The organism is Aeromonas sp. LsrichE-8G (genome assembly GCF_022869435.1).
Classification (GTDB): domain Bacteria; phylum Pseudomonadota; class Gammaproteobacteria; order Enterobacterales; family Aeromonadaceae; genus Aeromonas; species Aeromonas caviae.
Genome location: NZ_JALIHH010000114.1, coordinates 1 through 18,207, shown reverse-complemented (window position 1 = coordinate 18,207; position 18,207 = coordinate 1). Strand labels below are relative to the sequence as shown.

14 protein-coding genes are annotated in these 18,207 nt (G+C 62.2%); 11 read left to right on the top strand and 3 right to left on the bottom strand.

Features of this window, described 5'->3' with window-relative positions; all coding sequences use genetic code 11:
* The 10 genes from ftsY to hutH form a co-directional block, all read left to right on the top strand.
* On the top strand, positions 1–1,198 hold a 1,198-nt coding region (gene ftsY / locus MUW49_RS15800), incomplete at its 5' end, for a signal recognition particle-docking protein FtsY (RefSeq protein WP_244812942.1).
* 222 nt (positions 1,199–1,420) lie between these two features.
* The gene (ftsE, locus tag MUW49_RS15795) at positions 1,421–2,089 is read left to right on the top strand and encodes a cell division ATP-binding protein FtsE (protein ID WP_010672603.1); all 669 of its coding nucleotides are present in this window, start codon (positions 1,421–1,423) and stop codon (positions 2,087–2,089) included.
* Positions 2,089–3,042, top strand: a complete 954-nt coding sequence (gene ftsX, locus MUW49_RS15790) for a permease-like cell division protein FtsX (protein ID WP_029313524.1) — start codon at positions 2,089–2,091, stop codon at positions 3,040–3,042. Before ftsE ends, ftsX begins: the two co-directional genes overlap by 1 nt.
* Before the next feature lie 452 nt (positions 3,043–3,494).
* Positions 3,495–4,349 (top strand): RNA polymerase sigma factor RpoH, encoded by an 855-nt coding sequence (rpoH, locus tag MUW49_RS15785; RefSeq protein WP_029313526.1) that lies wholly within the window; start codon positions 3,495–3,497, stop codon positions 4,347–4,349.
* Positions 4,350–4,476: 127 nt separating this feature from the next.
* The gene (can, locus tag MUW49_RS15780) at positions 4,477–5,136 is read left to right on the top strand and encodes a carbonate dehydratase (protein WP_010672606.1); all 660 of its coding nucleotides are present in this window, start codon (positions 4,477–4,479) and stop codon (positions 5,134–5,136) included.
* A 10-nt stretch (positions 5,137–5,146) separates the two neighbouring features.
* Positions 5,147–5,851 carry a histidine utilization repressor gene (gene hutC, locus MUW49_RS15775; protein ID WP_041212197.1) on the top strand — a complete coding sequence of 235 codons (705 nt, stop codon included), beginning with the start codon at positions 5,147–5,149 and terminating at the stop codon, positions 5,849–5,851.
* A 156-nt stretch (positions 5,852–6,007) separates the two neighbouring features.
* Positions 6,008–7,243 (top strand): imidazolonepropionase, encoded by a 1,236-nt coding sequence (hutI, locus tag MUW49_RS15770; RefSeq protein ID WP_010672608.1) that lies wholly within the window; start codon positions 6,008–6,010, stop codon positions 7,241–7,243.
* Entirely contained in the window at positions 7,236–8,174 is a 939-nt protein-coding gene (gene hutG / locus MUW49_RS15765; protein ID WP_113978378.1) for a formimidoylglutamase, read from the top strand. The genes hutI and hutG overlap by 8 nt, the downstream gene beginning before the upstream one ends.
* A gap of 45 nt (positions 8,175–8,219) precedes the next feature.
* On the top strand, positions 8,220–9,923 hold the full coding sequence (gene hutU, locus MUW49_RS15760; protein ID WP_113978380.1) for a urocanate hydratase: 1,704 nt from the start codon (positions 8,220–8,222) through the stop codon (positions 9,921–9,923).
* A gap of 1 nt (position 9,924) precedes the next feature.
* Positions 9,925–11,457: a histidine ammonia-lyase gene (hutH, locus tag MUW49_RS15755; RefSeq protein WP_043154412.1), complete on the top strand. Its 1,533-nt coding sequence runs from the start codon at positions 9,925–9,927 to the stop codon at positions 11,455–11,457.
* Between the two features lie 412 nt (positions 11,458–11,869).
* Here hutH and MUW49_RS15750 read toward each other — a convergent pair whose 3' ends face one another.
* Together MUW49_RS15750 and MUW49_RS15745 are read right to left on the bottom strand one after the other, a co-directional pair.
* Positions 11,870–12,967, bottom strand: coding sequence for a calcium:proton antiporter (locus tag MUW49_RS15750; RefSeq protein ID WP_010672612.1), 1,098 nt, complete (start codon positions 12,965–12,967; stop codon positions 11,870–11,872).
* 151 nt (positions 12,968–13,118) lie between these two features.
* Positions 13,119–14,654 carry an EAL domain-containing protein gene (locus MUW49_RS15745; RefSeq protein WP_244812941.1) on the bottom strand — a complete coding sequence of 512 codons (1,536 nt, stop codon included), beginning with the start codon at positions 14,652–14,654 and terminating at the stop codon, positions 13,119–13,121.
* Between the two features lie 513 nt (positions 14,655–15,167).
* Here MUW49_RS15745 and MUW49_RS15740 point away from each other — a divergent pair.
* A complete protein-coding gene (locus MUW49_RS15740) occupies positions 15,168–17,087 on the top strand; it encodes an EAL domain-containing protein (protein WP_109421900.1) in 1,920 nt (639 codons plus the stop codon).
* Here the strand turns inward: MUW49_RS15740 and MUW49_RS15735 are convergent.
* Positions 17,084–17,998, bottom strand: coding sequence for a pyridoxal-phosphate dependent enzyme (locus MUW49_RS15735; RefSeq protein WP_161469768.1), 915 nt, complete (start codon positions 17,996–17,998; stop codon positions 17,084–17,086). The genes MUW49_RS15740 and MUW49_RS15735 overlap by 4 nt on opposite strands.
* Between the last annotated feature and the right edge of the window lie 209 nt (positions 17,999–18,207).

The following is an 18,207-nucleotide window of genomic DNA, read 5'->3' as shown; positions in this document are numbered from 1 at the left end:
TCGCATCGCTGCCGAAGCCCGCGCCGCAGAAGAGGCCCGTGTGGCCGCCGAGGCTCGCGCTGCGGAAGAAGCTCGTATTGCTGCCGAAGCCCGCGCCGCAGAAGAAGCCCGTGTTGCCGCCGAAGCTCAGGCTGCCGAGGAAGCTCGTGTCGCCAAAGAGGCCCAACGAGCGGAAGATTTGCGTCTGGTCGCCGCGATGGAGGCTGAGGCCGCTGCCCTGGCCGCTCTGCCACTGGCCGCCAAGGTGGACGACGACACTCAGGAGAAGCCGCAGCGGGAGGGCTTCTTTGCCCGCCTCAAACGCAGCCTGGTGCGTACCAGGGAGAATATCGGCTCCGGTTTCTTCGGCCTGTTCAGCGGCAAGAAGATCGATGACGATCTGTTCGAAGAGCTGGAGACCCAGCTGCTGACCGCCGATCTTGGCGTCGACACCACCACCCGCATCATCGAGGGGCTGGTACAGCACGCGGACCGCAAGCAGCTCAAGGATGCCGAGGCGCTCTACGGTCTGCTCAAACAGGATATGGGCGAGATGCTGGCCAAGGTCGAGCAGCCCCTGGTGATCGACACCAGCAAGAAGCCTTACGTCATCCTGATGGTCGGTGTGAACGGCGTCGGCAAGACCACCACCATCGGCAAGCTGGCCAAACAGTTCCAGGCCGAGGGCAAGAGCGTGATGCTGGCCGCTGGCGATACCTTCCGTGCCGCTGCGGTCGAGCAGCTGCAGGTGTGGGGTCAGCGCAACAACATTCCGGTGATTGCCCAGCACACCGGTGCCGACTCCGCCTCCGTCATCTATGACGCCATCGAGGCTGCCCGCTCCCGCGGGGCTGACGTGCTGATCGCCGATACCGCCGGCCGCCTGCAGAACAAGAGCAACCTGATGGAGGAGCTCAAGAAGGTGGTGCGGGTGATGAAGAAGCTGGACGATGCGGCGCCCCACGAGATCATGCTGACTCTGGACGCAGGCACCGGCCAGAACGCATTGAGCCAGGCCAAGCTGTTCAGCGAGGCGGTGGGCCTGACCGGCATCACCCTCACCAAGCTGGACGGCACTGCCAAGGGGGGGGTCATCTTCGCGGTGGCCGACAAGTTCCAGATCCCGATCCGCTACATCGGGGTGGGCGAGGGGATCGACGATCTGCGCCCGTTCGTCGCCAACGACTTCATCGAGGCGCTCTTCAGCCGCGAAGAATAAATCCGGCCGACATGAGTCGGCCCGGCCGTGACGAGCACGTGTTCCATACCCCGACTCCGGTCGGGGTATGTCACTATGAGAGCGCAGGTATGGCTCATCCGGGCAAGGATGACATGCGGCATGGTTGCGACCGGTGTTGTCATCCAGGTGTTGTGCCGGTACGGGGGAGTGAGCGCCCCATGCTTTATCCCGGTCGGGGTTTGTCAATCTCAGGGAACCGTTATGATTCGTTTTGACAAGGTCAGCAAGGTCTACAGTGGCGGTCATCAAGCGCTGCAAAAGGTCAGTTTTCACCTGCGCAAGGGGGAGATGGCCTTCCTGACCGGCCATTCGGGGGCGGGCAAGAGTACCCTCCTCAAGCTCATCAGCGTGATGGAACGGCCGACCGACGGCCGCGTCTTCTTCCACGGCGATGACGTCAGCCACATCCAGCGCAGTCAGATCCCCTACGTGCGCCGCCAGATCGGCATGATCTTCCAGGATCACCGCCTGTTGATGGATCGTACCGTGTTCGACAACGTCGCCCTGCCCCTGGTGATCGATGGCTACAGCCATGGGGACATCAACAAGCGGGTGGCGGCGGCGCTGGACAAGGTCGGGCTGCTCGGCAAGGAGCGCTACCAGCCGCGCATGCTCTCCGGTGGTGAGCAGCAACGGGTCGGCATCGCCCGCGCCATCGTCAACAAGCCGCCCCTGCTGCTGGCGGACGAACCGACCGGCAACCTGGATCCCCAGCTTTCCATGGACATCATGCGCCTGTTCGAGGAGTTCAACCGCTTCGGCGTCTCCGTGCTGATTGCCACTCACGATCTGGGGCTGATCGCCCGGATGCGCTACCGCACCCTGACCCTCAAGGCGGGTCGCATGTATTCGTCCGGGGAGGATCGCTGATGGCTATTGTTCGTCATAAACAGCCGCCGTTGCGTCGTTTGATGATGTATGGTGTGGATCATGTGCGTCAGGCCTTTGCCAGCCTGGGTGAGCTGTGGCGCAACCCGCTCGCCTCCCTGATGACCCTGGCGGTGCTTGGCGTGAGTCTGGCGCTGCCTTCCTGTTTCCACGTATTGCTGAAGAATGCCGAAGTGGTGGAGGGGAGCTGGCAGACCAGCTCCCAGATCTCCCTCTATCTGCGCAAGGATCTGCCGGAGCAGAGCATCCTCGATATGAAGCAGCGGATCCTGCTCTATCCGGAGGTGGAGTCCGTCACTTATATGAACCGTGACGAGGCGCTCAGGGAATTTCGGGAGATCTCCGGTTTCGGTGATGCCCTGGATTATCTGGACAGCAACCCGCTGCCGCCGGTGCTGAGCGTGATCCCGGATCCTCGGTGGCAGAATCCGGAAGGGGCCGCCGAGCTGCTCGCCAAGCTGGAGAACGAGCCCGGTATCGAGCAGGGCAAGCTGGATCTGCAGTGGTTGACCCGGTTGCAGGGGATCATGAACCTGCTGCGCCACACCATTACAGGTATCGCGGTGTTGCTGCTCTCCGCCGTGTTGCTGATCGTGGGCAACACCCTGCGCCTGAATATCCTGAACCAGCGTTCCGAGATTGAAGTGCTCAAGCTGGTGGGCGCGACCGATGCCTTCATCCACCGTCCCTTCCTCTATACGGGCATCTGGTTCGGGGTCATCGGCGGCATGCTGGCCTGGTGGCTGACCGAGGTGATGGTAATCTGGAGCGAGGGGGTGGTGAAGGAGCTGGCGGGGCTTTACAACAGCAACTTCCGTCTGGTGGGGATGGGGGCGTTCGACGGCTTCAATCTCATACTGCTGGGCGCCCTGCTGGGGTTGATCGCCTCCTGGTTCTCGGTGCACAGGCACATTCGCGACATAGAACCGTCCTGATTAATTTGTCAGCATTTTAAAGCGCTGGATTTTGCGAACTGGATCAAGTAAAAGAGTGGCCCGTTTCTGGCACGGGCCACTTTCTCAGAGTAATCTGAATGGTGTCTGCGCCGAGGATCATATGTGGATCCTCTGAACCTTTTGATTTATCAATGGTCTACTGACTGCAGCAGAATGAATACGGGTATGGCCCCTATGCCTTGCTCGTCTGACTTGGCAAGCATGTGAAGGTTGCGAGCTCCGCAACAATGGACTTAGCATGCTACTTTTCAGGGGTCCTTTACTGTGACCCCTTTTTTTTGACTGTTCATTTATGATTCATGCCGTCAGCCTAAGATAGGCCGGGTTCATGCTGGGGTGATGTATGATGCAGCACGCAGAATGATACCTGGTCGGTAGACACGTCTTCTCAGGGTGTTAGACTGATTCGATTGAAAAGTAAGAGGTAGAACATGGGAACTTCATTGCAACGCACTATGGCTCTGATTCCGCAAGGTAGTCTGGAAGGCTATATCCAGGCCGTCAACTCGATCCCTGTGCTGAGCGCAGAGGAAGAGCGCGAACTGGCGATGCGTCTGCAGCAGGATGGTGATCTCGAAGCTGCACGCCAGCTCGTTATGTCGCACCTGCGTTTTGTCGTTCACGTGGCCAAGAGCTACTCCGGCTATGGCCTGCCTCAGGCCGATCTGGTGCAGGAAGGCAACATCGGCCTGATGAAAGCCGTCAAACGCTTTGACCCGAGCGTGGGCGTGCGTCTGGTCTCCTTCGCCGTACACTGGATCAAGGCCGAAATCCACGAATATGTGTTGCGCAACTGGCGCATGGTCAAGGTGGCGACCACCAAGGCCCAGCGCAAGCTGTTCTTCAACCTGCGCAAGTCCAAGAAGCGTCTGGGCTGGCTGAACCACGAAGAAGTGCAGGCCGTGGCTGCCGACCTCGGGGTATCCGCTGCCGACGTCACCGAGATGGAAGCGCGCATGAGCAATTACGATCAGGCTTTCGATCTGGTCGGTGACGATGAAGACGAGGGTGGCTTCGCGCCGGTGCACTATCTGGAAGACAAATCTTCCGATCTCGCCGCGAACATCGAGAACGACAACTGGGACAGCCATGCCACCCGTCGTCTGAGTGCGGCCATGGCGACCCTGGACGAGCGCAGCCAGCACATCATTCGTGCCCGCTGGCTCGATGACGAGAGCAAGACCACCCTGCAGGAGCTGGCCGATACTTACGGCGTCTCGGCCGAGCGGGTGCGCCAGCTTGAGAAAAACGCGCTCAAGAAGCTGAAAGATGCCATGGATGCCTGACGGCCTCCTCCGGTAAGAAGCAGGGCCTGATGGCCCTGTTTTTGTTTTGCGGGGATCTGGTCGGCCTTGCCTTGGTTACCCTTGTGTATGGTATGTTGCCGCCACTGCCACAGTAGGGAGAGCAGAAGTGAAACTGTTGAACGACTTGTTTACCAACAACCGCGAGTGGGCGGAACGGATCAAGGCCGAGGATCCCAATTTCTTCGCTACCCTGTCCGCCCAGCAGGCACCCGAGTACCTCTGGATCGGCTGTTCCGACAGCCGGGTTCCCGCCAACCAGCTGATGGGGCTCTTGCCGGGGGACGTCTTTGTCCACCGCAACGTCGCCAACCTGGTGGTGCACACCGATTTCAACTGCCTCTCGGTGCTGCAATACGCGGTGGAGGTGCTCAAGGTGAAGCACATCATCGTCTGCGGCCACTATGGCTGCGGTGGCGTCAAGGCTGCGATGCAGAACCAGGAGCTGGGTCTCATCGACAACTGGCTGCGCAACATCAAGGACGTCTACTTCAAATACGGCGAACAGCTCGAAGCCATCGAGGATGAGCACGAGCGCTTCGACTACCTGTGCGAGCTGAACGTGGCCGAGCAGGTCGCCAACGTCTGTCACACCACCATCATCCAGAATGCCTGGCGCAAGGGGCAGGAGCTGGCGGTGCACGGCTGGATCTACGGCATCAAGGATGGCCTGCTGCACGATCTCGATCTCTGCATCAGCGGCCCTGACCAGATCCCTGACGTCTATCGCGCCTGGCCGGACATGCGTCCGCCCCATCGTCGCCGCTGAGGACCATCCGGTGGCTCCTGCGCTCTACCTTCAGATAAAGCAGCACATCCTGGACGGGATCCGCGAACGCCACTATCAGGCGGGCGACCGGATCCCGACCGAGGCCGCCCTGTGCGAGCAGTTTGCCGTGAGCCGCATGACGGTGAACAAGGCGCTGCGTGAGCTGGTGGCCGAAGGCTGGCTGGTGCGCACCGCCGGATCCGGCAGTTTCGTGGCCGACAGGCGTACCGAGTCGCCGCTCCTGGCGATTCGCAATATTGCAGACGAGATCGCCGAGCGGGGCAGCGAGTACAGCGCGCGGGTGATCCGGCTGCAACGTCAGGCCGCCGACGAGAAAGTGGCGGTGCGTCTGGGCCTGCGGGTCGGGGCGCCCACCTTTCACAGCCTCATCGTCCATCAGGCCGATGGGGAGCCGCTGCAACTGGAGGAGCGCTTCGTCGATGCCGAGCGACTGCCCGGCTATGGCGAGCAGGATTTCACCCAGCAGACGCCAAACAGCTATCTGATGGAGATCTGCCCCCTCTCCGAGATGGAGCACGTGGTAGAAGCCGTGTTGCCGAGTGCTGGTGAAGCCGGACTGCTGCAAGTGAGGGTCGACACCCCCTGCCTGCTGCTGCACCGGCGCACCTGGTCAGACGGCTGTCTGGTCTCCTATGCCAGATTGTTGTCGCCGGGTTCCCGCTACAAGCTGAGCTCCAAGACGCGTCTCGCATAATTGTATATACAAATTAAACATTTAAAAGCCCACCTCTCGGTGGGCTTTTTTGTGTTTACACTCTAATAAAGCCGCTGTTATCAAGATGTGAACTTGATCCTTCCTTTCTTTTCAGAGATCGGCTATAAATTATTGTATATACATTTAGAGGTCGGTATGAACAAGGAACTGTTGAACTGCGAGCGGGTCTGGCTCAACGTGACACCCGCCACCCTGCGCCCCGATCTGGCGGACTACGGCCTGCTGGAGCCCCATGCCCTTGGCGTGCGGGATGGCAAGATCCACGCTCTGGTCCCCATGCAGGATCTCAAGGGCCCCTATGCCGCCTCCTGGCAGGACATGAAGGGGAAGCTGGTCACCCCCGGTCTCATCGATTGCCACACCCACCTCATCTTCGCCGGCAGTCGCGCCGAAGAGTTCGAGCTGCGCCAGAAGGGAGTCCCCTATGCGGAGATCGCCCGCAAGGGGGGTGGCATCATCAGCACGGTGCGCGCCACCCGGGCAGCCAGCGAGGAGCGGCTCTATGAGCTGGCGTTGCCGCGGATCAAGTCCCTGATCCGGGAAGGGGTCACCACAGTCGAAATCAAGTCCGGCTACGGCCTCACCCTGGAAGACGAGCTCAAGATGTTGCGGGTGGCCCGTCGTCTGGGAGAGACGCAGCCCATCCGGGTCAAGACCACGCTGCTGGCGGCCCATGCGGTGCCGCCGGAGTATCGCGACGATCCCGACTCCTGGGTCGAGACCATCTGCCAGGAGATCATCCCGGCGGCGGCCGAGGCAGGTCTCGCGGATGCGGTGGATGTCTTCTGCGAGCACATCGGCTTCTCCCTTGCCCAGACCGAGCAGGTCTATCTGGCGGCGGATCAGTACAACCTCGCGGTGAAAGGGCACATGGATCAGCTCTCCAACCTGGGGGGCAGCACGCTCGCCGCCCACTTCGGCGCCCTCTCGGTGGATCATCTGGAATATCTGGATCAGGACGGGATCCAGGCGCTGGCCCACCGTGGCGTGGTCGCCACCCTGCTGCCCACCGCTTTCTATTTCCTCAAGGAGACCAAGCTGCCCCCGATCGCTGCCTTGCGCAAGGCGGGGGTACCCATGGCTGTCTCTTCCGACATCAACCCGGGCACGGCCCCCATCGTCTCCTTGCGCATGGCCATGAACATGGCCTGCACCCTGTTTGGCCTGACCCCGGTGGAGGCCATGGCCGGGGTGACCCGCCACGCCGCCAGGGCGCTCGGCGAGCAGGAACGGCTGGGGCAGCTCAAGGTCGGCATGCTGGCGGATTTCCTTGTCTGGAACTGCGGCCATCCGGCCGAGCTCAGCTACCTCATCGGCGTCGATCAGCTGGTGAGCCGTGTGGTCAACGGGGAGGAAACCCTTCATGGATAAGTTCAACGGGATCGACATGTCGGTCTGGCAGGGGCGTCAGGATCCCGAAGACGGCGAGCTGGCCCTGCGCTGGCACGATAGGGTGCAACCCTGGCAGGGGAATCGCGAACCCGGCGTGGTGCTGCTCGGCTTTGCCTGTGACGAAGGGGTGCGCCGCAACAAGGGGCGGGTCGGCGCGGCCGGTGCACCGCTGGCGGTGCGCAAGCTGCTGGCCAACACGGCCTGGCATCTGGGCGCCCCCGTCTATGACGGCGGGGATATGGCCTGTGAGGACGGCGATCTCGATGCCGCCCACGGGCGCGTGGCCGAGCGGGTCGCGAGTGCGCTGGATCAGGGGCACTTCCCCCTGGTGCTGGGAGGCGGCCACGAGGTGGCGTTCGGCAGCTGGAGCGGCCTGAACCGTCATCTTGGCGGCGAAGGGCGGGTCGGGATCATCAATTTCGACGCCCACTTCGATCTGCGCATGAAACAGGAGCAGGCGAGCTCGGGCACCCCCTTCTTCCAGATTGCCGAGCAGTGCGCTGCCCAGGGCACCCCCTTTCACTATGCCTGTCTCGGGGTGGCCGAAACCGCCAATACCGCGGCGCTCTTTGCCCGCGCCCAGGCGCTGGGAGTCTGGCACGTGCTGGACGAGGCGATGACGCCGACCGAGCTGCCAGCCTTGCTAGGCGGGCTGGATGCCTTTATCGCCTGTTGCGACCACCTCTATCTCACCATCGATCTCGACGTGCTGCCGGCGGCAGTGATGCCGGGAGTGAGCGCTCCCGCCGCTCGCGGCGTGGAGCTGGCGGTCATCGAACCGCTCATCGCCCATATCCGGGCCAGCGGCAAGCTCAGGCTCGCCGATCTGGCTGAGTACAACCCGAACCTGGATCAGGACAACCGCAGTGCCCGCGTGGCCGCGCGCCTGGTTCACCAGTTGACCAAGTAGTGGCGCACCGCGCCGCCTGACTGCATCGCTAAACAAGGAGTGTCTATGTCTGTACAACACCAGGATCCCCGCCACGATCCGAGCCGCGTGATCCGTGCTCCCCACGGCACCCAGCTGACCGCCAAGAGCTGGCTCACCGAAGCGCCACTGCGGATGCTGATGAACAACCTGGATCCGGATGTTGCCGAGCATCCCCAGTCCCTGGTGGTGTACGGCGGCATCGGCCGCGCCGCCCGCAACTGGGCCTGCTATGACAAGATCGTCGAGGTGCTGACCCGGCTCGAGGACGATCAGACCCTGCTGGTGCAATCCGGCAAGCCGGTCGGGGTGTTCCAGACCCACAAGGATGCACCGCGGGTGCTCATCGCCAACTCCAACCTGGTGCCCCACTGGGCCAACTGGGAGCACTTCAACGAGCTCGACAAGAAGGGTTTGATGATGTACGGCCAGATGACCGCCGGCTCCTGGATCTACATCGGCACCCAGGGGATAGTGCAGGGCACCTACGAGACCTTCTTCGCGGTGGCCAACCAGCACTTCAACGGCGAGCCCAAAGGGCGATGGATCCTGACCGGGGGCCTGGGTGGCATGGGCGGTGCCCAGCCTCTGGCCGCCACCATGGCCGGTTTCTCCATGATCGCCGTGGAGTGCGACGAGACCCGTATCGATTTCCGTCTGCGTACCCGCTACGTCGACAAGAAGGCCCACAGCCTGGATGAGGCGCTGGCCATGGTCGAGGAGGCCAAACGCAGCGGTACCGCCGTCTCCGTCGGCCTGCTCGGCAACGCCGCCGACGTCTTCGCCGAGCTGGTGGCTCGCGGCATCACGCCGGACGTGGTGACCGACCAGACCTCCGCCCATGACCCGGTACACGGCTACCTGCCCCAGGGCTGGAGCGTGGCCCAATGGCGCGATCTGCAAAAGAGCGCACCGGACGAGGTCAACGTGGCGGCTCGCCGCTCCATGGCCCGTCAGGTCGAAGCCATGCTGACCCTGCAATCCCGCGGCGCCGCCACGCTCGATTACGGCAACAACATCCGCCAGATGGCGCTGGAAGAGGGGGTCAAGAATGCCTTCGACTTCCCGGGCTTCGTGCCGGCCTATATCCGCCCGCTGTTCTGCGAGGGCATTGGCCCGTTCCGCTGGGTGGCCCTCTCCGGTGATCCGGAAGACATCTACAAGACCGACCAGAAGGTGAAGGAGCTGATCCCGGACGATCCCCACCTGCACAACTGGCTCGACATGGCCCGCGAGCGCATCGCCTTCCAGGGCCTGCCGGCGCGGATCTGCTGGGTTGGCGTCAAGGATCGGGTGCGCCTGGGCCTGGCCTTCAATGAGATGGTGAAGAATGGCGAGTTGAAGGCTCCGGTCGTCATCGGCCGTGACCACCTTGACTCCGGCTCGGTGGCGAGCCCGAACCGCGAGACTGAATCCATGATGGATGGTTCCGACGCCGTTTCCGACTGGCCGCTGCTCAACGCCCTGCTCAACACCGCCGGCGGCGCGACCTGGGTTTCCCTGCACCACGGTGGCGGTGTGGGCATGGGCTTCTCCCAGCACTCCGGCGTGGTGATCGTCTGTGACGGCACCGACGATGCCGCCAAGCGGGTCGGCCGCGTGCTGCGCAACGACCCGGCCACCGGGGTGATGCGTCACGCCGACGCCGGCTACGAGATTGCCATCAACTGTGCCGTTGAGGCGAAACTGGATCTGCCGATGATCGACGCCACCGGCAAAGGGGTGAAATAAGATGTTCGAACTCAATCTGCAACCGGGCAAACTCTGCCTCGCCACCCTGCGCCGTGTCAGCCGTGAGCCGGTACACGTCAGCCTGGATCCGGCTGCCCTGGCGGGGATCCACGCCTCCGCCGCCGTGGTCACCAAGGTGATCGAGCAAAACCGGGTGGTCTACGGCATCAACACCGGCTTTGGCCTGCTGGCCAACACCCGCATTCCGGTGGAGCAGCTGGACGAGCTGCAGCGTTCCATCGTGCTCTCCCATGCGGCAGGGATTGGCGAGTACATGGAGGACGCCACCGTGCGGTTGATGATGGTGCTCAAGGTAAACTCGCTCGCCCGTGGCTTCTCCGGCATCCGGCTGACGGTGCTCGAGGCCCTGATGACCCTCATCAACGCCGAGGTCTACCCCGTGGTGCCGAAGAAGGGCTCCGTCGGCGCCTCCGGCGATCTGGCGCCCCTGGCCCACATGAGCTGCCTGCTGATCGGTGAAGGCAAGGCCCGTCACAAGGGCGAGTTGATCGACGCAGCCACGGCCCTCAAGATTGCCGGGCTAGAGCCCATTGCCCTGGCGCCGAAAGAGGGGCTGGCCCTGCTCAACGGCACCCAGGCGAGCACCGCCTTCGCGCTGGAAGGGCTGTTCCATGCCGAGGATCTCTACGCCGGTGCCATCACCATCGGTGCCATGAGCGTTGAGGCGGCGCTGGGCAGCCGCCGTCCGTTCGATGCCCGCATTCACGAGGTGCGCGGCCAGCGCGGCCAGATCGATGCGGCCGCCTGCTACCGCCACCTGCTGGTGGACGGCAGCGAGATCGGCATGTCCCACCACAACTGCGAGAAGGTGCAGGATCCTTACTCCCTGCGCTGTCAGCCCCAGGTGATGGGTGCCTGCCTGACCCAGATCCGTCAGGCGGCCGAGGTGCTGGTGTGCGAGGCCAACGCCGTCTCCGACAATCCGCTGGTGTTTGCCGAGGATGAGGAGATCATCTCCGGCGGCAACTTCCACGCAGAACCCGTGGCCTTTGCCGCCGACAACCTGGCCCTGGCCATCGCCGAGATCGGGTCGCTGTCCGAGCGGCGCATGGCGCTGCTCATCGACTCGCGCATGTCCGGCCTGCCGGCCTTCCTGGTGAACAACGGCGGGGTGAACTCCGGCTTCATGATCGCCCAGGTCACTTCGGCGGCCCTGGCCTCCGAGAACAAGACCCTGGCCCACCCGGCCTCGGTGGACAGCCTGCCCACCTCGGCCAACCAGGAAGACCACGTTTCCATGGCCACCTTCGCCGGTCGCCGGCTGGCGGACATGGCCGAGAACACCCGTGGCATCCTGGCGGTGGAACTGCTGGCAGCGGCCCAGGGGCTCGACTTCCGCGCTCCCCTGCGCTCCACCGAGCTCATCGAGCTGGCCAAGGGCCGTCTGCGGGAAGAGGTCAGCTTCTATGACAAGGACAGGTACTTTGCACCGGACATCGAGGCGGCCGCCGCCCTGCTGGGCCGTGCCAGCTACAACGACCTGATCCCGGCCGGGACCCTGCCCAGCCTCTGAATTGGAGCCTGAGCAACCATAAAAAAGACCGCCCATGGGGCGCAATGCTGTTCAGATAAGCACATTTTTGACTAATTATTCATAAATGCGACTTGAGTTGGGGGAGCAAGGCTGTTTCCAGTCGATGTTCCTTCAGCCTTTATCCAGCGTGGCTTGCAATAGAAAGAGGGAGGCATCATGCCTCCCTCATTTTTTAGCCCTGATACTACGTGGACTGGAACTCAAATTCTCTTAAGTGAACAGCATTGCGCCCATGGGGCGGTCTTTTCATTTTCGTCTCCCGCGCTCCGCGTCGGGGCCATCGGAAGCGCGCTGCGCAGAGTGGCAGCAGGCAGGTGGTGGCTGCCTTATCCGTGTTCAAACATCCGGAACAGATAAACCACGAACAGCACTGGGGTGAGTGCTGGCAGCCTTATCCGTGTTCAAACATCAGGAACAGGTAAACGACAAACAGCACAAGATGGGTGGCGCCGTGCAGGGCGTGGGTGCGGCCGCTGCTGAAGGTCACTTTACAGACCATGAGGGTGGTGATGAGCAGCACCATGTCGGCAGGGGAGAGGCCCAGGCGCACTTCCTGCCCCATCAGGGAGCCGATGAAAAGTACGGAGGGTACCGTGAGGGCGATGGTGGCCAGCACGGAGCCGAAGTAGAGATTCATGGCCCGCTGCAACTGGTTGTTGAAGGCCGCCTTGATGGCGCCGACCGCTTCGGGGGCCAGTACGATACAGGCGACGATGAAGCCACCCAGTGCCATCGGGGCTTCCATCACGTGCACCCCGTAGTTGATGGGGATGGCCAGGGTCTTGGCCAGCAGGATCACCACCACCAGGTAGGCGAGCAGCAAGAGGGTGTGATAGACGTTGCTCTGCAGCGGGCCGTGGTGATCCTCGAGATCCTCGTGATCGCTGTCGACGAAGAAGTGGCTGTGGCTGCGGGTCTGGATCAGCAGGAAGACACCATAGAGCAGGATGGAGATGATGATCAGCATCCATGACATGGCCTTGGAGAGGCTGCCCAGAGTGCCGCCCTGGGTGAAGTTCGGCAGGACCAGACAGAGCAGAGCCAGGGGAATGATGGCCACCAGATAGGATTTGACCCCGTCCAGATTGAAGTTCTGGGTGTGATAGCGCCAGCCGCCAAACAGCAGGGTGAAGCCCACCAGACCGTTGGTGACCAGCATCACCACCGCGAACATGGTGTCACGGGCCATGGTGGGATTGGGATCGCCGGTCAGCATGACGGAGGAGATCATCACCACTTCCAGGGAGATGACCGAGAGGGTCAGGATCAGGGTACCGAAGGGTTCCCCGAGCTTGATGGCGAGGGCGTCAGAGTGACGCACGACGGAGAAGATGGCCCAGGTCACGATGGCAAGCAGGGCCAGCGACACCGGCAGGTAGACCGCAAGGGGGGTTGTCTCTGCCAGCAGGTCGCTCCCCAGGGTTTTGAAGAAGAGCAGGGTCAGCAGACCGGCAGGCAGAGCAATCTCTTGTCGGATAAAAGACTTCATAGGCAGTGGTTCTCATCTCGGGGCGGCCTCGGCCGACGGGGTATGGAGCGACTTGGTGCACCCAGGGTGCACAGACCCATGATAAGGGGAGATGCTCCTCATGCGGAGCATCATTTTGTTGCAGAGGGTGAGAGGCGGGGCAGATACCGCCTCAGTGCGGGTCGGAGGGGCTGGTTGTCTCGCCCTCTTGCCATGCCATCAGCCAGATCTTCAGTTTGCTCAGGGGCATGGGCTTGGCATAGACGTAGCCCTGGATCAGGTGGACTCCGTGGCGATGCAGATAATCCACCTGCTCCTGGGTTTCGACCCCTTCGGCGATCATCTCCATGCCCGATTTGAGGCCGAAAGCGATGGTGGCATCCAGCACGCTGCGCTTGAGGTCGTCCGTGCCTATGGTATCCACGAACATCTTGTCGATCTTGATCTGGCGAATGCCGAGCCGTTGCAGGTAGGCAAAGCCGCCATAGCCGGTGCCGAAGTCATCCAGCTTGAAGTGATAGCCCCTCTCCTGCAGAGCTGCGATCTCCGCCATGGCCCCCTGGATGTGCTTGATGGGATCCCGCTCGGTGAGTTCGAAGGTGAGGCGGGCCGGCGAGGGCCAGCCATGGCGCTGCAACTGGGTGCGCAGACGAGGTTGCTCGATATGGCCCGCCACCAGATTGACGCTGACCCACTGGTGCGGGGCCAGGACGGGGAGATCCGCCAGGATGCGCTCCAGCAGTTGATCCGTCATCGGCAGGATCAGCCCCTGCTCCTCCGCATAGGCGATGAAGGTGCCTGGCGACACCAAATCCCGTCCTCGCTGCCAGCGCAGCAATGCCTCGAATCCCACCACCCTTCGGTTTCTGCTGTCCACTATGGGCTGATAGAAGGGGATGAACTCCCGCCGAGCCAGCCCTCTTTGCAGCAATCCTTTGAGGGATCGCCGGTAGTTTCTAAGGCCCCAGTAGAGGGCCGCCAGCAGCGCCCCCAGCACACCGGCCGACCAGAGGCCATCGCGGTGTATCTGTGAGCGGGCGTAGCGTTTCAGTGCCTCGCCAGCCCAGAGGGTCTGCTCCACCTGATGCTGGGGGTCGAAACTGAGCAGCTGCATCGGGTGTGGCTCTTCTCGAATGTGCTTGTTGCCACGGGGGAAAAAGAGCCCGGACTGTGTCGGGTGCTTGTGGTTGAACTCCAGGTAGAAACAGTCGTTGCAGGGGGTGCGCAGCAGCTCATGGCTCCAGCTGCTGTCGAGCACCCAATAGGCCAGATTGCCGTTGCGTCTCGCATAGACCAGGGTTTCGCGTTCGGTATCGAACATGGGGGCCGTGCTGGATATATGAAAGTCGGGGGAGACCGGTATGCCGGCGTCGGCAAGCTGGGGCAGGGCGGGGCCCAGGGTGGAGCAGCCGCTCCCGTTGGCAAGCTGCAGGCCGGCCAGGCGAATATGGCGGTTGTAATACTGGGGTGAGCGCAGCAGCGCCATGTCTTTGGGGCCGCAATCGAAGGCAAAGTGGGCGAGTTGAGCGGGGACATCGTGATCCAGGAGCTGGTTGCGCTCCTGCTGGTAGTCGAGCAGAGCCCTTTCCTTTGTCTGCAACAGGTGGTGAGCCAGCTTGTCGCTCAACAGGGGGGTGAGCAACAGCATCAGCAGCGGGGGCAAACAGAAGAGGCCCAGAGGAATCCATAACGGAGATCGTGCAGACATGGTGGGCCCCCTTCTTCCCTGAAATGAAACAACCCGATTGAGGCTCAAGCATCATAGCATTAGCTGCATCGATTTGAGCCAAGTTGGTCACACTTGGAACAAAAACGATAATTAATTGATAAATAAAGGATATGGCTACACACCTGAACAAGATTCAATCGCTGACCTGTCATAAATGACAATTGTCCAGCTTATCTGAAGTGGCTAAAGTAACGGTGCGGTTTGACTCACCGTGTGTTCAATACTCCTGTATCTATTTTTGTCAGTAGCACAGAGTGTTAGTTTTGATATGAGTGTTTCTTTTGGTCCCCGTTGTGGGACCATTTTTCTGTCCGCTCCTCAGCCTGTGTCCCCTCGTTCTCTCCCTTGATGCCTCTTTTGCGGCCCGCACAACGGCGCCGCATGACGCATCCGCCCGCTTATTTGCAGAAGCGGGATCTTCATCCATAGGCGGCGTTTGGTCTGGGCTGATACCATGATGCCCTATGGATGCTGTCGGCTACGGAAAGGCACATGAAACTGACCACTCAACTCGTCTCTTTTATTACGCTGTGCGTGATCTCGGCCATGGCCATGGTGATGCTCGGCGGGGTCTTCAGTTTTCGCCAGATGGGAATGGAGCTGCAGCAGAACCGTGTCGACTCCCTGGTGGAGATCATCGACAAGCAACTGGGGGTGACCGATGACCAGCAAGCCCTTGCCCGCTGGCTGCCCTCCCTGTTGCGGGCCTCCCATGTGGTGGAGCTGGAGATCCGTCAGGACAAGCAGCGGGTCTACTGGTTTCGCGATGTGCAGCAGCAGACGGACGAGAGCCTGCTGATCGCCTACAGCGAGGCGATCCCCAATCAGGCCGGGATGCGGGCCGACTTCAAGCTGGACAGGCCGTTCAAGGAGTTCGAGTACTCCATGAAGGCGATGTTCGGCATCTCTCTGGGTATCTTCATCGTGGTGTTCGGGCTCTGGTACTCCATCCGCTGGCTGCGTCTGCAGTTGCGCGGTGCCGAGCTGCTGGCGGAGCGTGCCCAGCTGATCCTGGATGGCAAGCTGACCAAGCTGGCCCATGACCCTGCCGAAGAGTGGCCTGTTTCGGCCAGTCAGGCCCTCACCCATCTGCTGACCGAGCTGGCCGACGCCCGCAAGGAGCGCAGCCGCTTTGACAACTTCATCCGCAGCAACGCCTTCGTTGACAAGACAACGGGCATCGGCAACCGCCTCTTCTTCGACAACCGGCTGGAGAGCGCCATCATGGAAGCAAGCGTGATCAGCGGCGGTGTGCTGCTGATCGAGCTGGCCGGTCTGGAGGAGCTGGATCCCGAGCTGAGCGGGCGCCCGAGCCAGGAACTCCTGATGGAGGCGAGCGCCACCATCGCCGCCTTCGTGCGAAAGCACAGCGGAGCCCTGCAGGCGCGCTATGCCGGTCAGGTCTTTGCCGTGCTGCTGCCGAACATGTCAGAGAGCGAGATGGTGGACGGCGCCAGCCAGTTGCTCAAGAGTCTGCAGCGGCTGCACTGGCCCGAAGCGGTCAATGCCGACACCGCCGTCTATCTCGGTGCGGTCTGCTACCAGGCACAGGATTCCCTGCTCAAGGTGCAGGAAGAGGCAGAGCTGGCGCTCAAGAGCGCACGCCTGCAAGGACACAGCGGCTGGTTCCTGTTCGAGAAATCCCTCAACGAGGAGGCGAGCAGCAAGGGAACGGTGCGCTGGCGCACCCTGATCAGCCGTCGCATCGAGGAGCAGGGCATCGACTTCTACGTCCAGCCTGTGCAGCAGGAGCGGGATCAGGTGGTGTTGCAGCAGGAGCTGCTCATCCGCCTTCACGACGAGCAGGGCCGGGAGCTGCAGGCGGGGGTCTTCATGCCCATGGCGGAGAAGGCCGGTCTGCTGCTGCCGCTGGACAGACTGGTGGTGGCCCGAGCCTTGCGACTGCTGCGCCAGCGACCGGCATCGAGCTGCCCTATCAGCCTCTCTCTGTGCGCCCAGAACCTGCTCACCCGCGAGTTCCAGCGCGAGCTCTTCTTCGAGCTGTTCCAGTTGCCGCGCAGTACCAACGAGGGGTTGATCCTGCAGTTGTCGGAGTCCCAGGTGACCCGCCACTACGAGGCCCTCAAGCGACCACTTAGGGCGATGCGCATGCTGGGGTGCAGGCTGGCCATCGATCATGCGGGCCAGGACGTGGTGAGCACCCAGTACATCAAGGAGTTCGAGATCCACTTCCTCAAGCTGCACCCCAGCCTGGTGCGGGAGATCCACCTGCGCCAGGTCAACCAGATGGCGGTACGCAGTCTGGTGGGGGGCTGTGCCAATACCCAGGCCCGGGTCATCGCGGTGGGGGTGGAGAGTGGCGACGAGTGGAAGATGCTGCGACACCTGGGCGTGCATGCCGGTCAAGGTCCCTGGTTTGCCGACCCCGAGCCCCTCAACCTGCCTGACTAGCGCCCCGGCCGGGGTGACAGGCGGCCCTGCTCCTGCAGGCCCGCCAGCCCCTGCAAGCCACCGGTGTGGATGAAGATGATCTTGCTGCCGCGCGCAATGCGGCCTGCCGCCAGTTCGCGAAACAGCCCCCACATCGCCTTGCCACTGTAGATGGGTTCCAGCGGCAAGCCGGTTTCGGCACTGAATGCCTGCACCCATTGCCAGAGTGCCGGACTGAACCTGGCATAGCCGCCGTCGTGGTGATCCAGCGCGATGCGCCAGCCCGGGATGGTGGCCGCCGCCGGATGCAACCGGCATACCTCGCCGGTGATGAAGTCGGCCCCCTTGAGCACCGCGATGGCCAGGATCTGCTCCTGCGCCCGCTTGCCCGCGATGAGCCCCGCCAGGGTGCCGCCGCTGGCGCAGGGTAGCACCCAGAGATCCGGCGAGAAGGGCACCTCGTCGACCAGCTCGGCCACCCCGGGGATGGCCAGCGGGCTGCTGCCTCCTTCCGGTACCAGCAGGGTGTCGTCATCCTCGAACCGGGCAAGCCATTCGGGATCCTGGCGCCGGCGATAGTCCTGGCGGTCGACAAAAACGAGATCCATGCCCCAGCCTTTGGCCGCTTTCAGGGTGGGATTGCTGACGGTATCCCCTTCACCGCGTATGATGCCCGTGGTGCGCAGTCCCAGTCTGAGTCCTGCTGCGGCCAGGGCGTGGATGTGATTGGAGTAGGCGCCGCCAAAGGAGAGGATGTGGCCCTTGCCCAGCATCTGTGCCTGTTGCAGATGGTATTTGAGCTTTCGCCACTTGTTGCCGGAGAGGGTCGGGTGGATCAGATCGTCCCGCTTGCACCAGAGCGTGACGTCATGGGCTGCCAGCAGAGGATGCCGGATCCGGTGCAGGGGGGAGGGGAGCTGAAGGGGGGCCATGGGATCGTTTCCCGTGGGTGCCAGCGTGGTCGTCGATGCGTCGTTTGTCATAAAGTTGGAGGCTAATACCAATCAGATTAAAGATGTGATCTAATTGCTCTATTCTGGTTTCACTGTACTCAGTATGTCCGATCCAATCGATTTCTTGGCCCTCGCCAAGGCAGAAACCAACGCCAGGAAACGCATGCGATTCCTGGCGTTAGCACACT